At 37.3% G+C, this 16351-nt stretch carries 15 protein-coding genes; 5 read left to right on the top strand and 10 right to left on the bottom strand.

Going from position 1 to position 16351, the window contains the following annotated elements; all coding sequences use genetic code 11:
- The first annotated feature begins 152 nt into the window (after positions 1–152).
- Positions 153–1475, top strand: a complete 1323-nt coding sequence (locus PZ898_RS18050) for a HAMP domain-containing sensor histidine kinase (RefSeq protein WP_277693892.1) — start codon at positions 153–155, stop codon at positions 1473–1475.
- Positions 1465–2151: a response regulator transcription factor gene (locus tag PZ898_RS18045; RefSeq protein ID WP_062672238.1), complete on the top strand. Its 687-nt coding sequence runs from the start codon at positions 1465–1467 to the stop codon at positions 2149–2151. The genes PZ898_RS18050 and PZ898_RS18045 overlap by 11 nt, the downstream gene beginning before the upstream one ends.
- 3 nt (positions 2152–2154) lie before the next feature.
- On the opposite strand, the gene PZ898_RS18040 is transcribed toward PZ898_RS18045, so the two are convergent.
- From PZ898_RS18040 to PZ898_RS18000, 9 genes are all read right to left on the bottom strand, one after another.
- Positions 2155–2982 (bottom strand): endonuclease/exonuclease/phosphatase family protein, encoded by an 828-nt coding sequence (locus tag PZ898_RS18040; protein WP_277693891.1) that lies wholly within the window; start codon positions 2980–2982, stop codon positions 2155–2157.
- A 66-nt stretch (positions 2983–3048) separates the two neighbouring features.
- Complete coding sequence (locus PZ898_RS18035) at positions 3049–3252, bottom strand: hypothetical protein (RefSeq protein ID WP_062672242.1); 204 nt, start codon at positions 3250–3252, stop codon at positions 3049–3051.
- The gene (locus PZ898_RS18030; RefSeq protein ID WP_277693890.1) at positions 3249–4511 is read right to left on the bottom strand and encodes a S8 family serine peptidase; all 1263 of its coding nucleotides are present in this window, start codon (positions 4509–4511) and stop codon (positions 3249–3251) included. Before PZ898_RS18030 ends, PZ898_RS18035 begins: the two co-directional genes overlap by 4 nt.
- Before the next feature lie 11 nt (positions 4512–4522).
- Positions 4523–5101 (bottom strand): hypothetical protein, encoded by a 579-nt coding sequence (locus tag PZ898_RS18025; RefSeq protein WP_062672246.1) that lies wholly within the window; start codon positions 5099–5101, stop codon positions 4523–4525.
- Positions 5101–5796, bottom strand: a complete 696-nt coding sequence (locus PZ898_RS18020) for a hypothetical protein (protein ID WP_062672247.1) — start codon at positions 5794–5796, stop codon at positions 5101–5103. Before PZ898_RS18020 ends, PZ898_RS18025 begins: the two co-directional genes overlap by 1 nt.
- Before the next feature lie 15 nt (positions 5797–5811).
- Positions 5812–6699 carry a DUF2589 domain-containing protein gene (locus PZ898_RS18015; RefSeq protein ID WP_062672248.1) on the bottom strand — a complete coding sequence of 296 codons (888 nt, stop codon included), beginning with the start codon at positions 6697–6699 and terminating at the stop codon, positions 5812–5814.
- Positions 6700–6865: 166 nt separating this feature from the next.
- Positions 6866–8806: a M1 family metallopeptidase gene (locus tag PZ898_RS18010; protein WP_277693889.1), complete on the bottom strand. Its 1941-nt coding sequence runs from the start codon at positions 8804–8806 to the stop codon at positions 6866–6868.
- 84 nt (positions 8807–8890) lie between these two features.
- Complete coding sequence (locus tag PZ898_RS18005; RefSeq protein ID WP_062672250.1) at positions 8891–9772, bottom strand: SDR family oxidoreductase; 882 nt, start codon at positions 9770–9772, stop codon at positions 8891–8893.
- 176 nt (positions 9773–9948) lie between these two features.
- On the bottom strand, positions 9949–10359 hold the full coding sequence (locus PZ898_RS18000; RefSeq protein WP_062672251.1) for a DUF1573 domain-containing protein: 411 nt from the start codon (positions 10357–10359) through the stop codon (positions 9949–9951).
- Positions 10360–10518: 159 nt separating this feature from the next.
- On the opposite strand from PZ898_RS18000, the gene PZ898_RS17995 reads away from it, so the two are divergent.
- The 3 genes from PZ898_RS17995 to PZ898_RS17985 all read left to right on the top strand — a co-directional run bounded on the left by PZ898_RS17995 (position 10519) and on the right by PZ898_RS17985 (position 14843).
- Positions 10519–11772 carry a HAMP domain-containing sensor histidine kinase gene (locus PZ898_RS17995; RefSeq protein WP_277693888.1) on the top strand — a complete coding sequence of 418 codons (1254 nt, stop codon included), beginning with the start codon at positions 10519–10521 and terminating at the stop codon, positions 11770–11772.
- A 12-nt stretch (positions 11773–11784) separates the two neighbouring features.
- A complete protein-coding gene (locus PZ898_RS17990) occupies positions 11785–12468 on the top strand; it encodes a response regulator transcription factor (protein ID WP_277693887.1) in 684 nt (227 codons plus the stop codon).
- A gap of 77 nt (positions 12469–12545) precedes the next feature.
- Positions 12546–14843 carry a GH92 family glycosyl hydrolase gene (locus tag PZ898_RS17985; RefSeq protein ID WP_277693886.1) on the top strand — a complete coding sequence of 766 codons (2298 nt, stop codon included), beginning with the start codon at positions 12546–12548 and terminating at the stop codon, positions 14841–14843.
- A 160-nt stretch (positions 14844–15003) separates the two neighbouring features.
- On the opposite strand, the gene PZ898_RS17980 is transcribed toward PZ898_RS17985, so the two are convergent.
- A complete protein-coding gene (locus PZ898_RS17980; RefSeq protein ID WP_277693885.1) occupies positions 15004–16341 on the bottom strand; it encodes a dihydroorotase in 1338 nt (445 codons plus the stop codon).
- Positions 16342–16351: the final 10 nt, after the last annotated feature.

Raw genomic sequence — 16351 nt, 5'->3', positions numbered from 1 at the left:
ATGATGGGTTAATGTCTTTTCTGGTTTCAAAACATCCAGATTCAGACAGAAGGATAAATCTTTATTTTGGAAGATTCAAAACTATGGTTAATGGAAGGTTAATAATAAAATAATCATTTCCTGAAAATGACTAAAGTTTTATCTTTGTTTTAATGATAGCCAAGAGTAAAATTCTCATCCCGGTTTTTGCCGCTCTATTCCTGCTTTTACTGGGAATTCAGGTTTATTTTATGTATAAAACCTATCAGGTAAAAGAGAGGGACATCTACAGATCTGTGAATGATGGGCTTACCAATTACACAGATAATCTTGAGGACATTCAGGAGGCTAAAGAAAGAAATGATGATTCTCTTCAGGAAATCATTATACAGTATCATAATAAGGAGATCAACAAAAAAGATTTTCTCCGCTATTTCATAGAAAACAGAAAATCTGCCAGAGAAAGGCTGATTCATTATATCGACAGCCGCTACCAAAAAGAGGGTTACGAAATCTCTGCAAGAATACGGTATCTTTCCATTGTTCATCTACCGGACAGCTCAAAAGTAATTACCGAACCTATTGTCATTTTTGAAACGCAGGATAAACTAAAAAATCCACGCATTGCCAGTAACGGAAGCTGGGAAACCTCAACCACCAAAAGAGATGATACGGAAACAGGGCAAGTTGAAAAAAAGAATACTTTTCTTGTGAAAACCCAGACCGATTTTGAAATCAGAAATATAAAAAGCATTGTTTTCAAAGAGCTTACCTTATTGATTATTTGTTGCATTATTCTTCTTTCAGGAGTTCTTCTGCTTTATATTTTCACGATAAGAAATCTTATTCAGCAGCAGAAGCAGGTGGAAGTTCTCCACAACATTGTGGATAACATTTCACATGAGTTTAAAACGCCTATCGCTACTTTAAAAATAGCTTCGAAAGCATTAAAAAAAGAATGGAATCCTGAAACGCTTCCTCTTATTGACAGACAGATTTCACGTCTTGAAAGCCTGATGTTTCAGCTTCATAAAGATGAAATTCCTGATGAAATGACCGCCATACAACCTGAAGACTGGAACTTTTTTATTCAGGATCTTTCCGTTACCTATCCAACTACAGATTTTAAGCTTGAAAATACAGTTTCACAAGAACTTCCTTTTGATAAAAACTTAATGGAAACGGTCATTAAAAACCTTTGTGAAAACAGTGTAAAATATGGAGCATCGGTTATTACAATACATGTGCGAAACGGTTCTCAACAATTAGAATTTGAAGTTTCCGACAACGGTCAGGGCATGGAAACAAAAGAGCTGAATAATATTTTCGAAAAATTTTACAGAATACAGAATAACAATATTCACAATAGCAAAGGTCTTGGTCTGGGCCTCTATTTCGTAAAAAAAATCATTACAAACTATGGTGGAAAAATAGAAGTTTCCAGCCATCTTCATACAGGCAGTACTTTTAAAATATTAATTCCTTATGAAAACTAAAATCCTTCTGGCAGAAGATGATCCGGATTTCGGAATGATTCTTAAGCAGTATCTTGAATTGGAAGATTTTGAAGTCAGCTGGTTTCAGAATCCGGAAGATATCGTACCATTGGTTCAGGCTGATTTTCCCTTTCAGATAGGAATTCTGGATGTGATGATGCCCAATATCGATGGCTTCTCACTGGCGAAAATGATCATTAAGGAAAGAAGTAATTTCCCTTTATTATTTTTAACGGCTAAAAATCAAAAAATAGACCGATTGACCGGATTGAAAATAGGTGCCGACGATTATATTTCCAAGCCTTGCGACCCTGAAGAACTTGTTTTACGAATTAAAAATATTCTGAAAAGAACACTTCCCGCCGTGATAGAAAGTCAGATAAAAATCGGAGAGTTTTCACTGGACACCACCAAACTTCTGTTGTCACATCCTAACGGAAATAATCGGCTGACTATACGGGAACAGGAACTTTTATTATATCTTCTGAAGCATAACCGGACGATCATCACCAGAGATAATATCCTGGATAATCTCTGGGAAACCAATGATTATTTTACCGGAAGAAGCCTGGATGTGTTTATCAGCAGACTTCGTAAATATTTCATCCATGATCCCCAAATAAAAATCCAATCCCTGAGAGGAATTGGATTTGAAATTGATTTTCCAACCAATTGATTTTTATAGAGAAAGATTCACAATCACCGGAAAATGGTCTGAAGGATACAAAAGATTTTCTCTTCTGTCATTGATGTGTCGGTGAGATCTTATTTTAAAGCCTTGTGTAAAAATATAATCTATTCTGTCTTTTGGAACTTCATTCACATTGAAGCCTGTGAAAGTTCCTACCGGGCCGTAATGCTTCGTCTCTGAATGATAGAAAGTATCTTTCATATTCTGGGAAAGGATTTTAATCGGTTCTGAATCATCTGTAAGGTTAAAATCTCCGCTCAGCGTTACCGGAAGATTTTTTGGATTCAGTTCTTTGATCTTTTTCAGAATCAATTCGGAAGATTTTACTCTTGCCACATTTCCTACATGATCAAAATGAAGATTCATGGCCAGGAATTCTTTCTTCGATTTTTTATCTTTAAATATGGCGTAAGTACAGATCCTGTTCAGTGCCGCATCCCAGCCTTTTGACGGTTTTTCCGGAGTTTCAGATAACCAGAATGTTCCTGATTTTACTGCTTCAAGTCTGTTTGTGTCATAAAAGATGGCAGAAAACTCTCCTTTCTCTTTGCCGTCATCTCTTCCTACTCCGATATAATCATAGTTCTTTAAACTTGCTTTAATATCTTTCATCTGCTCCGGAAGCGCTTCCTGTACTCCGAAATAATCAGGATGATAATACGTCAGTAAATCGGCAACATCCTGCTTTCTTTTTGGCCAGGCATTGTCTTTATCCGACTCTACATTCAGTCTGATATTAAAACTCATTACGGTAAGGTCCTGTGAAAATCCCAATGCAAAAAACATCAGAAACACCATTGAAAATCTGAAATTCATATGTTATTTTATCATTAAGAGACAAAAATAAAACTTCTCTGTGACAGAAAAGCCTTATTGATGTGATTATATTGTTAAATTATCTTTTTCTTCTTCTATAGATATAAAATACTCCTGAAATTCAGACTCCAAAATGGAAATGTTACTTTCTAGCTTTACAACACCAATGGTTTTGTAGTGAGCAGCCAGTTTTATGCCTTTATTTTTGAGGAAAACTTCAAGCTTTTTTAAATTTATATCTTTCTTTAAAACTGCGAGATAAGTGATCATAAGTATATCTGTATTAAACCGTTTCCAATATCTCTGTATTTTGTACCTTCAATAGGTCTTGCTTTGTTTTCAATCAGTTCCCAGATCTCTTTTGCTGATTTGTTAGGAAACTGTTCCATATACAAAGCGGCAAGTCCGGAAACATGTGGTGCAGCCATACTTGTACCGCTCATGCTGTAGTACAAATTACTTTTATTTTTTGCATTTTTAGGATACGAACTGATAATATCGACTCCGGGAGCACAGACATTGATACTTCCTCCTGTAGACGGGTTGAGGCCTGCATTTGAAAATCTTGCAATCTTCATCTGAGCGTCAATAGCTCCTACGGCCATAATTGATTTTGAATTGGCCGGCATTGAAACAGGTTGTGGAATCTGCGGTCTGTTGCTGTCATTTCCAGCCGCTGCGATAATAAGGCAGTTATTTTCCAGTGCTCTTTCTCCAATGGTTTCAAAAAGAACAGACGGCTGATCATCAAACTTCACCGGAGAAGCTAGTGAAAGAGACAATATTCTGAATTTCTTCGAAATGGCCCAGTCTATCGCATCAATGACACTGCTGGTAGTTCCTCTTCCATTATCTGCGAGTACTTTTGCTATTTTCAGGTTGCAATCCTTAGCTATTCCGTAACGTCTTCCGGTATCACTTCTTGTATTTCCTGTAGCTACTCCTGCGCAGTGTGTACCGTGACCATTCGGATCTCTGTTCCAGTCTTCACCATCTATGAAAGATTTTCCTTCAATTTCTTCAGCGGAAAAATCGGGATGGGACGTTTCAAGGCCGGTATCAAGAATGCAGACATCAATTCCTTTTCCTGTATAATTTGCATTTTCCAGTCCGATTGCTTTTAATCCCCATTCCATTTCAATGAATGATTTTTGAGGCAAAGGTTTATTTGTGATATATTTTTCAAGTTCTGAAATTTTTTCTGCAAGCCCGGCCGACTGCTTTTTAAGCTCATTAATCAATTGCAATTCATCTGCAGGAAAAAACTCTCTTTCTTTTTCGTAGTATACAATAGAATTGGATTCATCTTTCACAGCACTTTTCAATTGATCTTCATCCATATTTTCCACCACCAAAACCCCAAGATTTTTGTAAAGTACGCCATTGTCCTTATTAATGATTTCAAAAGAACGGTTTTCTTTAGACAGCAATTCTGAAGAGGTGATACTCACTTCCAGCTCTTTTTCAATTTTTTTAAGTGCATTTTTCTGCTGGTTCTGCAACAGAACAATATATCTTCCGGTTTCCATAATGATCTTTTTTAAATTAATTTCAGAAATATCTTTTCGAGAATAAGAAAAATATCCTCCGGAATAATGGTCAGTCTAAGTTTCTTATTAATCCCGGATATCGCTGTATTCTGTTCAGCCAGTGAAGTCCAGAAACGTTCAATTTTAGGAACGGAATTCATATCTTTCAGCTTTTCATCATCCAGAATGCCATTTTGATATAATGAGACAATGATTCCTGAAATAAGTTCTTCCGCATCCTCAAGTTTTTTGTTTTCCCTGGCATATATTTCCATGAGAATATCATAAATACTTTCCATCCCGTTAAATGAGAATCCTGCGAGCATTTCTCTTCTTCCCGTTATTATTTTTTCCATTTTAATAGGATTAAAGCCTCTTTTAACGGTAGAAATCATATTCATTACCTTCAGCACTTCAGATTCATGACTGGTGTTTCCTTTGGTACGGAAATACTCCAGAACCTCGTTGAGAAACGCATCGAACCGGGCATCAAAGTCAAATGATTTTGACAGGTATAAAGCCTGAACTTCATTGAACTGTTCCAGCAGTTCTTTGATTTTCTGTACCGTAAAGTGAATAAGTTCCTGCATTACTCAAAAGTTATCTGTTCTATTTCGTTGCCGTCTTTATCTTTGTAAGACACAATTCTGATTCCTTCCTCCTCCATTTCCACATGAAGATTGATGAATAGTTTATCTTTATCTTCTGCTGCGCTTGTATTGGGATCTATGTAAATGCTGTTCAACTTTGCATTCACCAGCGTATATTTATTCAGCAGAACTTTTGAAAAAATTTCTTTCAGTTCATCAGTTTCTTCTTCTGTTCCTTCCTGAGGTCTAAATATTCCGGAATTAAGAAGCTGCATTTTATTTCTGAGATCCAGTTTGAGCACTTCATTGGCTGGGAGCTGCCCGAATTTCTGATCATTTTTTTCCAGTTTACTGAACAGGGTTTTAAACTCTTCAGTTTGAATCTGTCTTTTATTTATTTCAGGAATATTAAATTTCTTCTCCTTATTCACCAGACGGATTCTTTCATTTATTTCTGTTACAAACTGATCTTCATTCAGTTTAAAATTATATTTGGAATCCGAATCGATATCAGTGATTTTAATCGGAATATCCATCTTTACACTAGGCAGAGCATAGCGCGGAACCTTAAAATACTTAAGATATTCATGGCGGGCATATTCTTTGGCAATAAGAACCGCATTTTCGTCTGCTTTTTTACGAGCCTGAATTATCTCGTTGTTGAGATAATCCAGGTAATCTGATAGTTTTATCATCTTTCGTAAAATCTTTTATTGTGAAAGAAGTCCAAGCACTTTTTCAAGCCCTGCAGGCATTTCGTCATTGGTGGCACGCACTTTTACCCCAAGAGAATATTCTTTTTCCACTTTGATTCCTGTACTGGAAGTTCTCTTATAGGATACGTCCACTTTGAATTTCACAGGTCCCCATCCACCGGATACTCCGGCATTGATCCCGAATTCATCACTTACGTCTTTTGTGTATGTAGAATTAAGTTTAACATTAAAGTCTACTTCACAGGTCTCAATTCTGAAGCTCGGAACATTCAGCAATGCAATAAAAGGTACTGAAATTTCCACGTCGTTCGGAATCGTTTTTGGGTTACTAGCACTTACCGGCTCATCTTCTTTAAAATCGGGATTCGGAATATTTTTTTTGTATTTGAATTCTGCCATTCTCAGTTTTTTAGGACTGGCAGCATTGGCCGGATCTGTAAGCTCGAACCCGACTTCGTTGATGAAATTAACGGTGGCAATTGAGGCATTGGACTGCGCTTTTACACAGGCATCCAAAGGTCCGCCAATAATAGTCGCAAAGTCGATGCTTCCCAATTCTGCTGCAAAATCTGCATTGGCAGCATCTGAAGTTCTGAAGATCTCCTCATCGGCAGCCATTCTACCGGCAATCAGTTTCATGATCTCAGAAGAGGCACCGGAAAAAGATTTTTCCCACTTTTCATCATAATTCTTTTTGAACTCGTCTACGATGGCTAATAATTCTTTATTCGTCAATGAACTCAGTTCTGAGGTTTCAATTCCTGACACTTTTTCATAGACTGCCGGAGTCAGTACTTTTTCTACTCCCGATAAAAGGTCGATTAACTCATTTTTTGTTTTTTTGGCGTGGCTTGCTTCAAGCACTGATTTTAATGTTTCCATGTTTTTTGTTTTGATTAATATTGTGGGACAAATTTATATCACTGACTACCAAAACATTGTAGGGAAACCCCTCTACTTATCCCGGAAAAACACCCTAAAAATAAAAAGCCTGAACTTACTGTTGTAAGTTCAGGCTTTTATACTGCACAATTTTATCTTATATGAACTATGCAGGTCTTCTACTATTATTTTCCAGATTGACATCCGGAACAACAGAATTCGGATCCAGTTTCACCTCATCAATTTCCTTGCTGGATTCTACTTTGAATGTCCATTCAGTATTTCTTTTCCAAACTTCAACAGGAATTTTTACCGTCTGTGTTGTTCCGTCTTTGAATTTGATTTGTACGGTTGTAGGCATTGGCAGCTGTCCAATATTTTCAACCGTAATCTGAACGCCGTTTTTAAAGTTTCCGTTGACATATTGTACGTTCTTAACCGCCTGATCAATTTTCCATTTATTAAAGAACCATCCTCTCCAGAACCAGTTCAGTTCTTCTCCAGAAACGTTTTCCATCGTATGGAAGAAATCCCATGGCGTCGGATGTTTGAATGCCCAACGGTCAATATAGGTTCTGAATGCTTGGTCAAACTTTTCAGGTCCCAGAATTGCTTCTCTTAAAACTTCCAATCCTGTTCCCGGCTTATAGTAAGCCAATGCTCCGATACTTCTTTCTTTCATATTATCCGGACCTACCATTACAGGCTCCAGGCTGTCGGTTAGCAGATACGTTCCTGATCTTGCTAGATTCGGTTTACGGTAATATTCTCCTTTATTGAAAGCTTCCGTTGAAAGCCCGTTAATGAATGTATTGAACCCTTCATCCATCCATGCAAAAAGTCTTTCATTAGATCCAACGATCATAGGAAACCAGTTGTGTCCGAACTCATGGTCTGTAACCCCCCAAAGATCTTCTCCTTTGGAATCCATATGGCAGAAAACAATTCCCGGATATTCCATTCCACCTTCGTTTCCTGCTACATTGGTGGCAGCCGGATAGGTATATTCATACCACTTTTTTGAATAATGCTCTATGGCCGCTTTAGTATACTCTGTAGATCTTCCCCACGCTTTATCACCGGCACTTTCTACTGGATAAGCAGAAATAGCTAAAGATTTCTTTCCACTGGGTAAATTGATTTTTGCAGCATCTAAAATAAATCCCGCAGATGATGCCCATGCAAAATCTCTTGTCTGATTAATTTTAAATTTCCAGGTCTTTGTTCCTGAAGTTTTATTTTTACCGATTTCAGACTCAGGGCGGATCATTACCGTTTTATCACTGTTTCTTGCCTCATTCCATCTGTTGATTTCTTCTTTGCTGTACACTTCTTTCTCATTCAGAAGTTCTCCGGATGCTACGACATAATGATTAGCCGGAACGGTAATATTGGCTGTGATATTTCCATATTCCAGATAAAACTCCGAAGCACCAAGGTAAGGAAGCGTATTCCATCCCATGACATCATCATATACGCACATTCTCGGATACCACTGTGCAATGGTAAATATTTTACCGTTTTTAGTATCCTGAACTCCCATTCTGTCTGAACCATACTCAGGAGAAATAAAAGAATATTCTATTTCTATCTTTGCCACACCTCCATTGGCTTTCAGCTCTTTGGGAAGATCAATCTGCATCCTTGTATCGGTAATGGTGTATTTTACATCTTTCTTACCATCCAGTTTAACTGATTTAATGGTATATCCACCGTTAAATTCTTCACCATGAGCTCCGTTTCTGCTCCCGGATAGCGGCACTACCCCATTTCCTCTGGAATCTTTTGCAAACAGATTCTGATCCAGCTGCAGCCAGAGAAAACCTAATTTATCAGGACTGTTGTTGGTATAGATAATCTGCGCTGTACCGGTAATTTCTTTTTTATCTTCATTCAGGCTGACGTTCAAATGATAATCTGCTGAATTCTGCCAGTAAGCATGTCCCGGCTGTCCGCTTGCAGAACGGGTAGCTGTGCCTGTCTGCGGATAAAAGAACGGCTTAAATGCTTCTACATAATCATATTTCGGAGTCTGCTGTGCATATGCAGATCCTGAAAAGAGGACAACTGCAAGCGTCGAAACAAGGGTTGGAAGTTTAAATTTCATTTGAAAAAGTATTATTTAGTGTATAGGTAAAAAAAAATCCCGGATTTGTTACATATCCGGGAACTTTTTTAATATAAGTTTAATTTAATTTGACTTTTTTGCTTTAATCATAGCTTCCAAAGCATCCCACATTTCACGAGGAATCGCCTCAAGCATATTAAATTCTCCAGCTCCCTGAAGCCATTCTCCACCATCAATGGTTACCACTTCCCCATTCATATACGCTGAATAATCAGAAACCAGATAAGCCGCAAGGTTGGCAAGCTCCTGATGTTCCCCCACTCTTCTCAACGGAACTTTTTTCTTCATATCAAATTTCTCCTGCAGATCTCCCGGAAGAAGTCTGTCCCAAGCTCCTTTGGTTGGGAAAGGTCCTGGTGCAATGGCATTGAAACGGATTCCATATTTTGCCCATTCTACAGCCAGTGATCTGGTCATCGCCAGAACTCCTGCTTTTGCACAGGCTGATGGCACTACATAGGCAGAACCTGTCCATGCATAAGTGGTTACGATATTCAGTACTGTTCCCGGAGTTTTAGAATCGATCCAGTGTTTTCCTACTGAAAGGGTACAGTTTTTTGTTCCTTTTAAAACAATATCAAGGATAGAGTCAAACGCAGAGTGAGTTAGTTTTTCTGTGGGAGAGATAAAGTTTCCCGCAGCATTATTCAATAAAATATCAATCTTTCCGAATTCTTTCAGAGTTGCTTCTTTCATGGCTTCCACCTCATCCCAGTTTCTTACATCACAAGCTACACAAAGCACTTTCCCTCCTGTTTCCTCTTCCAGTTCCTTGGCTGTTCCCTGTAATTTTTCCAGGTTTCTGGAAGTAATCACTACTTTGGCACCCAGTTCAAGAAAGTATTTGGTCATTGCTTTTCCAAGGCCGCTTCCGCCTCCTGTTACAATCGCTACTTTATCTTTTAGTGCACCTTCGCGCAGCATAGGTTGTGTATATAGACTCATAAAATATTTTTTCTTAAAAATACTAAATATTGAAATGCAATCCTTTAAAATGGGTTGATAAATAATGCTACAAATAATTGTTCCTTATATTATTCTTAAATATAGATCAACCATTTTAAAAAAAAATAGCCTGATAATAATTACCCGGCTATTTTTTCATTTGTTAAAACAATATATTAAGAAGCTACCACTCCTTTGAAAGAAAGTGTCTTAGGAGTTTTGCTGTCACTAGTAGTAACGTTTACAGTCTTCATAAATGGTCCTACCGCTGCTGCATTATAGCTGGCTTCTACAAATCCTTTTTTCCCTGGCTGGATAGGTGTTTTTGTATAATCTGCAGTGGTACATCCGCAAGAAGGAGCTACATTCTGGATAATGATTGGTTTTGAACTTGTATTCGTAAATTCAAATCTGATCAATTTCGGTTTTCCCTGAGGAATATTTCCTACATCGATAGATTCTGATTTCCATTTAATAGCATCTGCTACCATTTTCACAATGGATGGAGCGTCTGCAGTAAGTACATTAGCATAAAAAGGAGAGAATGCCAACACTGCCAAAAGAGCTGTAATTTTTAGTTTTTTCATGAGTATAAATTTTAATATTTGAAACTGATTATTTTCTTTCGATATAGCAAATGTAAAGCAGACTGTGATTACAACTTGTTAACCGCTATCTAACATTTGTTAACGAGTTGTTAATAATAAAAGATAAATAGATATTTTTGGATAATATTGTTTCAGGAAATGAAAATAAAAAGACTCAATATTATTATAACGCTGGGATTCATTGCTATTATCGGAATTTTAATAGCACAGCTGATGTGGACCCGGCAGGCTTATAATCTTGAAGATAAAAAGTTTGATCAGAAAGTCAATATTGCTTTAATGGAGGTCGCAGAAAAACTTTCCGGAGGAAAGACATCCTATACTGAAAATCCCGTACAGAATATTGCCAATGATTATTATGTGGTTAATATCAACAATGAATTTCACCCCGTAGTTCTTGAATATTATCTGAAAACAGAGTTTACCCGCTTCCAGATCAACACAGATTATGTGTATGCATTATACAATTGCCACAGCGATAAAATGATCTATGGAAAATACATGACCTCTCATCAGGAAAGTCCCGGCAGCAAGGTGATCAATTTTCCGAAGCATAAAAATCTGATCTATTACTTTTCCATACGCTTCCCGGACAAAACTACTTACCTGATCAGTTCATTACGGTTCTGGTATCTGCTTACATTTGCTCTTATTATCATACTTCTGGTATATGTGTATTCTATCTATACCATTATTCAGCAGAAAAAGTTCTCGGAACTGCAGCGTGATTTTATCAATAATATGACTCATGAGTTTAAAACACCTTTATCCTCCATCCTGTTAGCATCAGAAGCGCTTAATAAACAGGAACTGGTACAGGATAATTCCAAACTGCAGACCTATACATCCATTATCATCAATCAAAGCCACAAGCTCAATAGCCACATTGAGAAAATATTGAATATTGCGAAGAACGATGCAGCCGGACTATCATTAAAACCTCAAAAAATCCTGTTACAACCTTTTATTCAAGAGATTGCAGATAATATACAGCACAAAAATAAAGATCTCAGCATCGAAATCGATATTGAAAACAGTACTTCGGTAATGGCAGATGAATTTCACTTTACCAACATCATTTATAACCTGTTGGATAACTCCATTAAGTATTGTGAAATAAAACCTGTCATTAAAATTTCAGCTCACAAAGATTCAAAAGGATTATATTTAAAGTTTAAAGACAACGGAATGGGAATTCCCGCTAAAAATATTCCTCATATTTTTGAAAAATTTTATCGGGTACATACCAAAAGAAGTGAAGAAGTGAATGGTTTCGGACTGGGATTATTTTATGTAAAAAAAGTCGTTCAGCAGCATCACTGGAAAATTTCTGTAGAAAATAATGAGGACAAAGGAATTACTACAACACTCTTCTTCCCGTTTTCAAATTAATCATGTATAAGTATGGAGAAATCTAAAATTTTATATGCCGAAGATGACAAAACAATAGCTTTTCTGGTGGAAGACAGTTTGGAAAGTTATTATGATATCAGCTGTTATTCTGATGGAGAATCTGCGTTGGAAGCATTTAACAGCCAGGATTTTGATATCTGCCTTCTGGATATTATGATGCCTGGCATGAACGGATTTGAGGTGGCACAGCGAATCCGCAGTAAAAATGCTGAGGTTCCGATTATTTTTATCTCTGCAAAAGCATTAAAAGAGGACAGAATCAAAGGGCTTAAAATTGGAGCTGATGATTATCTGGTAAAACCATTCAGTATTGAAGAACTGATGTTGAAAATCGAGGTCTTCCTTAAACGTACTAAGAAAACAGATACTTCTCCTTTACAATATACGGTGGGAAAATATAATTTTGATCCTAAAAACTATACCCTTAAAGGGCTAGAGAACAGCATTACTCTTACCCAGAGAGAATCAGATCTCCTCTTATATTTTATCCGCCATAAAAATCTGGTGGTTAAAAGACAGGAAATTCTGAAGGCCATCTGGGGAGATGATGATTATTTTATGGGACGAAGCCTTGATGTATTTATTTCCCGATTAAGAAAAGTACTGGCTGAAGAGCAAAATGTTTTAATAGAAAACCTCCACGGAATAGGTTTCCGATTTTCTGAAAAAGAATAAATAGCCCTTAACTACTTTAAAAACACAACAGAAAATGATGATTTTAATTAATTTTAAACTTTGAAAAATTGTCATTAATGAAAAATCGCAAGTCTATTGTTTTTCTTTCTCTAGCATTTTTAAGTGCAACCTTTCATGCCCAAAAATTTGAAAAATTAATACAATATGTCAATCCTCTGATCGGAACTGAAAAGATGGGACATACTTATCCGGGAGCCACCGTTCCTTTTGGTGCCGTACAGCTAAGCCCTGAAACAGACACCATTTCCTATGAACTCAATGGAAAGTATAATGGCGAGGTGTATAAATACTGTGCCGGCTACCGATATGAAGATAAAACCATTGTAGGTTTCAGTTCTACCCATTTCAGCGGAACAGGACATTCTGATCTGGGAGATTTTCTAGTGATGCCTACCATAGGAAAACTTCAGTTGAATCCGGGAACAGCTTCCCATCCGGAAAGTGGCTACAGAAGCAGATTTTCACACCAGAACGAAACAGCAGAAGCCGGATATTATAAAGTAAAACTGGATGATCACAATATCCTTGCAGAACTGACTGCCACACCAAGAGTAGGAATTCATCGCTATACTTTCCCGAAATCTGACCAGGCTCATATTATTCTTGATCTGATGGCTGGTATTTATAATTATGACGGGAAAAATGTATGGACATACGTTCGGGTAGAAAACGGAAATACCATCACAGGTTATCGGCAGACCAATGGCTGGGCAAGAACCAGAACAGTTTATTTCGCCATGAAGTTTTCAAAACCTTTTAAATCTTATGGTCAGCAAAACTATGATGAAAAGCAGGTTTACAAAGGATTCTGGAGAAAATTCGACCAAAATCAGAATTTCCCGGAGATTGCAGGAAAGAACCTGAAAATGTATTTTGATTTTGATACCAATGAAAATGAAGCGATTGAAGTAAAACTGGCCATTTCTCCTGTAAGCCAGATCAATGCTTTGGAAAACCTCGAAAAAGAAGCCGGAAATATAACCTTCGATCAGGCTAAAACTCAAGCCCAGGACAATTGGAATAAGGAATTAAATAAAATTGTCATCAAAGGTTCTGATACGGAAAAAACCAACTTCTATACAGCAATGTATCATACCTTCATTAATCCTACCACTTATATGGACGTCAACGGAGAATATAAAGGGCTGGATCAGAATGTTCATAAAGCAGATGGCTTTACCAATTATACAACCTTCTCTCTGTGGGATACCTACCGCACACTACATCCATTCTTTAATATCATCCAGCCTAAACGGAATGGTGACATGGTAAAATCTATGATGGCTCATTATAGTCAGTTTTCAATGAAAATGCTGCCCATCTGGTCACATTATGCAAACGACAACTGGTGTATGAGCGGATACCACAGTGTAAGTGTAGTAGCTGATGCCATTATTAAAGGAAATTATAAAGGTGATCCTGAAGAAGCATTGAAAGCTTGCATAGAAACTGCTAATAAAAGAAATTATGAAGGCATCGGACAATACATTGATCTTGGATATATTCCTGCTGAAAAGAACGGAACTTCAGTTTCCAATACATTAGAATATGCCTATGACGACTGGGCGATTGCTCAACTGGCAAAGTATTTAAACAAAACAGAAATTTATAATCAGTTTATCAAACGATCTGAAAACTGGAAAAATAATTTTGACAAAACCATCGGGTTTATGCGTCCACGTCTGGCAGATGGAAGCTTTAAGAAAGATTTTGATGTGCTAAGTACTCATGGGCAAGGTTTTATTGAAGGTAACTCGTGGAACTACAGTTTCTTTGTCCCGCAAAATCCCGATGAACTGATTACGATGATGGGTGGAAAGAAGAAATTTGCATCAAAACTTGATGAGTTGTTCTCCATGCATTTACCTGATGAATTCTTTGCAGACACTGAAGATATTACAAGGGAAGGAATTATCGGTGGATATGTTCACGGAAACGAACCTGCTCACCATGTTGCCTATTTTTATAACTGGGCCGGACAGCCATGGAAAGCACAGGCACAAATCCGCCGTATTCTTGAAATGCAATACAAAGCAACACCAGACGGGCTGGGAGGAAATGATGATGCCGGGCAAATGAGTGCATGGTATATTTTAAGTTCATTAGGTTTTTATCCTGTAGCTCCTGGATCAGAGAACTATTCTATCGGAAGCCCGGCGATTGATCACGCTGTACTGAATCTGGAAAATGGAAAAACTTTTGAAATTGAAGCGATCAATCAAAGTCCGAAAAATGTATATGTTCAGAAAGTTCTTTTGAATGGAAAAGTAATTAAAAACTTTACATTGAAACATTCTGAGATTATGAATGGAGGAAAACTTACTTTTTACATGGGGAATAAAGCGAAAAGGTAAGATATTCTCGAAGATTGAGCGGATGAGCGGGTTTAAAAATCTGCGTAATCTCCTACATCTATGAGAATTAAGAATAGGTTTTGGCTGAAGCCAATGTGGGAGATCTAAAATAAAAAGAGCGGGCTTTAGCCCGCTCCTATTGAATTATAATACATACTGATTAATCTCTAGGTTCAAAAAGCAATCTCTCTCCAAATTTCTCTTCTGCAATTGTACCATTGTCATACACCAAATGACCATTGACAAAAGTATGGGTAACTTTAGAGTGAAAATTCATCCCTTCCAATGGACTCCAGCCACATTTGTACAGTAAATTGTCTTTGGAAACCGTCCAGTCCTGGTTTAAATCTACTAAAACAAGATCAGCTTTATACCCTTCTCTCACAAAACCTCTTTTTTCAACTTTGAAAAGGATTGCCGGATTATGAGCCATCTTTTCAACAATTTTCTCAAGAGATATTTTACCGTTTTTATAGTTTTCAAGCATTACAATCAATGAATGCTGTACCAAAGGTGCTCCAGAAGGACATTTTGTGTATACGTTATTCTTCTCTTCTGCCGTATGCGGAGCGTGATCTGTAGCAATCACGTCTATTCTGTCGTCCAGTAATGCTTCCCAAAGAGCATCTTTATCTTTCTGGGTTTTTACAGCAGGATTCCATTTGATGAGGCCACCTCTTGTTTCATAATCTTCGTTGGTAAACGTAAGGTGATGAACACATACCTCAGCAGTGATTTTTTTATCTTTTAAAGGAACATCATTTCGGAAAAGCTCCATTTCCTTTGCTGTTGAAAGATGGAAAACGTGAAGTCTCGCTCCTGTTTTTTTTGCAAGCTCAATGGCTTTGGATGAAGACTTATAACACGCTTCTTCACTTCTGATCAAATGATGGAATTTTACAGGAATATCGTCCCCATACTCATCCATATATTTCTGTGTATTGGCTTTGATGGTAGCTTCATCTTCACAGTGCACAGCAATCAGCATTTTAGTATTACTGAAAATATTTTCCAGCGTTTCCGGATTATCCACAAGCATATTTCCTGTAGACGAACCTAAAAATAACTTGATTCCCGGAACATTTCTAGGGTTTGTTTTCAAAACTTCCTCCAGATTATCATTCGTTCCACCCATCATAAAACCGTAATTGGCATATGCTTTTTGGGAAGCTATTTCATACTTGTCTGCTAATAATTCCTGGGTTACTGCATTGGGAACAGTATTTGGCTGATCGATAAAACTCGTTATTCCTCCAGCTATGGCAGACCTTGATTCGCTTTCAATGTCTCCTTTATGAGTAAGTCCCGGCTCACGGAAATGCACCTGATCATCTATTACTCCGGGAAGAAGATACTTTCCTGAGCCATCAATAATCTGATCTGCATCTTCAGAAATGCCGGCAGCTATTTTAGAAATCAAATCATTTTCTATCAGGATATCACTTTCAAAGACTTTTCCTTCGTTAACGATATTTACGTTTTTTATAAGAACTTTCATTTCAATTTAT

The sequence above is a fragment of the Chryseobacterium sp. WX genome (assembly GCF_029542485.1).
GTDB lineage: Bacteria > Bacteroidota > Bacteroidia > Flavobacteriales > Weeksellaceae > Chryseobacterium > Chryseobacterium cucumeris.
The sequence above is the reverse complement of the archived record's forward strand: the minus strand, read 5'-3'. Positions and strand labels throughout refer to the sequence as shown.

Bases quoted from the DNA above. Each gene is read 5' to 3' on its own strand.
- PZ898_RS18045 (WP_062672238.1), top strand. From the start codon at position 1,465: ATGAAAACTAAAATCCTTCTGGCAGAAGATGATCCGGATTTCGGAATG.
- PZ898_RS17980 (WP_277693885.1), bottom strand. From the start codon at position 16,341: ATGAAAGTTCTTATAAAAAACGTAAATATCGTTAACGAAGGAAAAGTC.
- PZ898_RS18010 (WP_277693889.1), bottom strand. From the start codon at position 8,806: ATGAAATTTAAACTTCCAACCCTTGTTTCGACGCTTGCAGTTGTCCTC.
- PZ898_RS18050 (WP_277693892.1), top strand. From the start codon at position 153: ATGATAGCCAAGAGTAAAATTCTCATCCCGGTTTTTGCCGCTCTATTC.
- PZ898_RS18035 (WP_062672242.1), bottom strand. From the start codon at position 3,252: ATGATCACTTATCTCGCAGTTTTAAAGAAAGATATAAATTTAAAAAAG.
- PZ898_RS18020 (WP_062672247.1), bottom strand. From the start codon at position 5,796: ATGATAAAACTATCAGATTACCTGGATTATCTCAACAACGAGATAATT.
- PZ898_RS17990 (WP_277693887.1), top strand. From the start codon at position 11,785: ATGGAGAAATCTAAAATTTTATATGCCGAAGATGACAAAACAATAGCT.
- PZ898_RS18025 (WP_062672246.1), bottom strand. From the start codon at position 5,101: ATGCAGGAACTTATTCACTTTACGGTACAGAAAATCAAAGAACTGCTG.
- PZ898_RS18005 (WP_062672250.1), bottom strand. From the start codon at position 9,772: ATGAGTCTATATACACAACCTATGCTGCGCGAAGGTGCACTAAAAGAT.
- PZ898_RS18015 (WP_062672248.1), bottom strand. From the start codon at position 6,699: ATGGAAACATTAAAATCAGTGCTTGAAGCAAGCCACGCCAAAAAAACA.
- PZ898_RS18030 (WP_277693890.1), bottom strand. From the start codon at position 4,511: ATGGAAACCGGAAGATATATTGTTCTGTTGCAGAACCAGCAGAAAAAT.
- PZ898_RS17985 (WP_277693886.1), top strand. From the start codon at position 12,546: ATGAAAAATCGCAAGTCTATTGTTTTTCTTTCTCTAGCATTTTTAAGT.
- PZ898_RS18000 (WP_062672251.1), bottom strand. From the start codon at position 10,359: ATGAAAAAACTAAAAATTACAGCTCTTTTGGCAGTGTTGGCATTCTCT.
- PZ898_RS18040 (WP_277693891.1), bottom strand. From the start codon at position 2,982: ATGAATTTCAGATTTTCAATGGTGTTTCTGATGTTTTTTGCATTGGGA.
- PZ898_RS17995 (WP_277693888.1), top strand. From the start codon at position 10,519: ATGAAAATAAAAAGACTCAATATTATTATAACGCTGGGATTCATTGCT.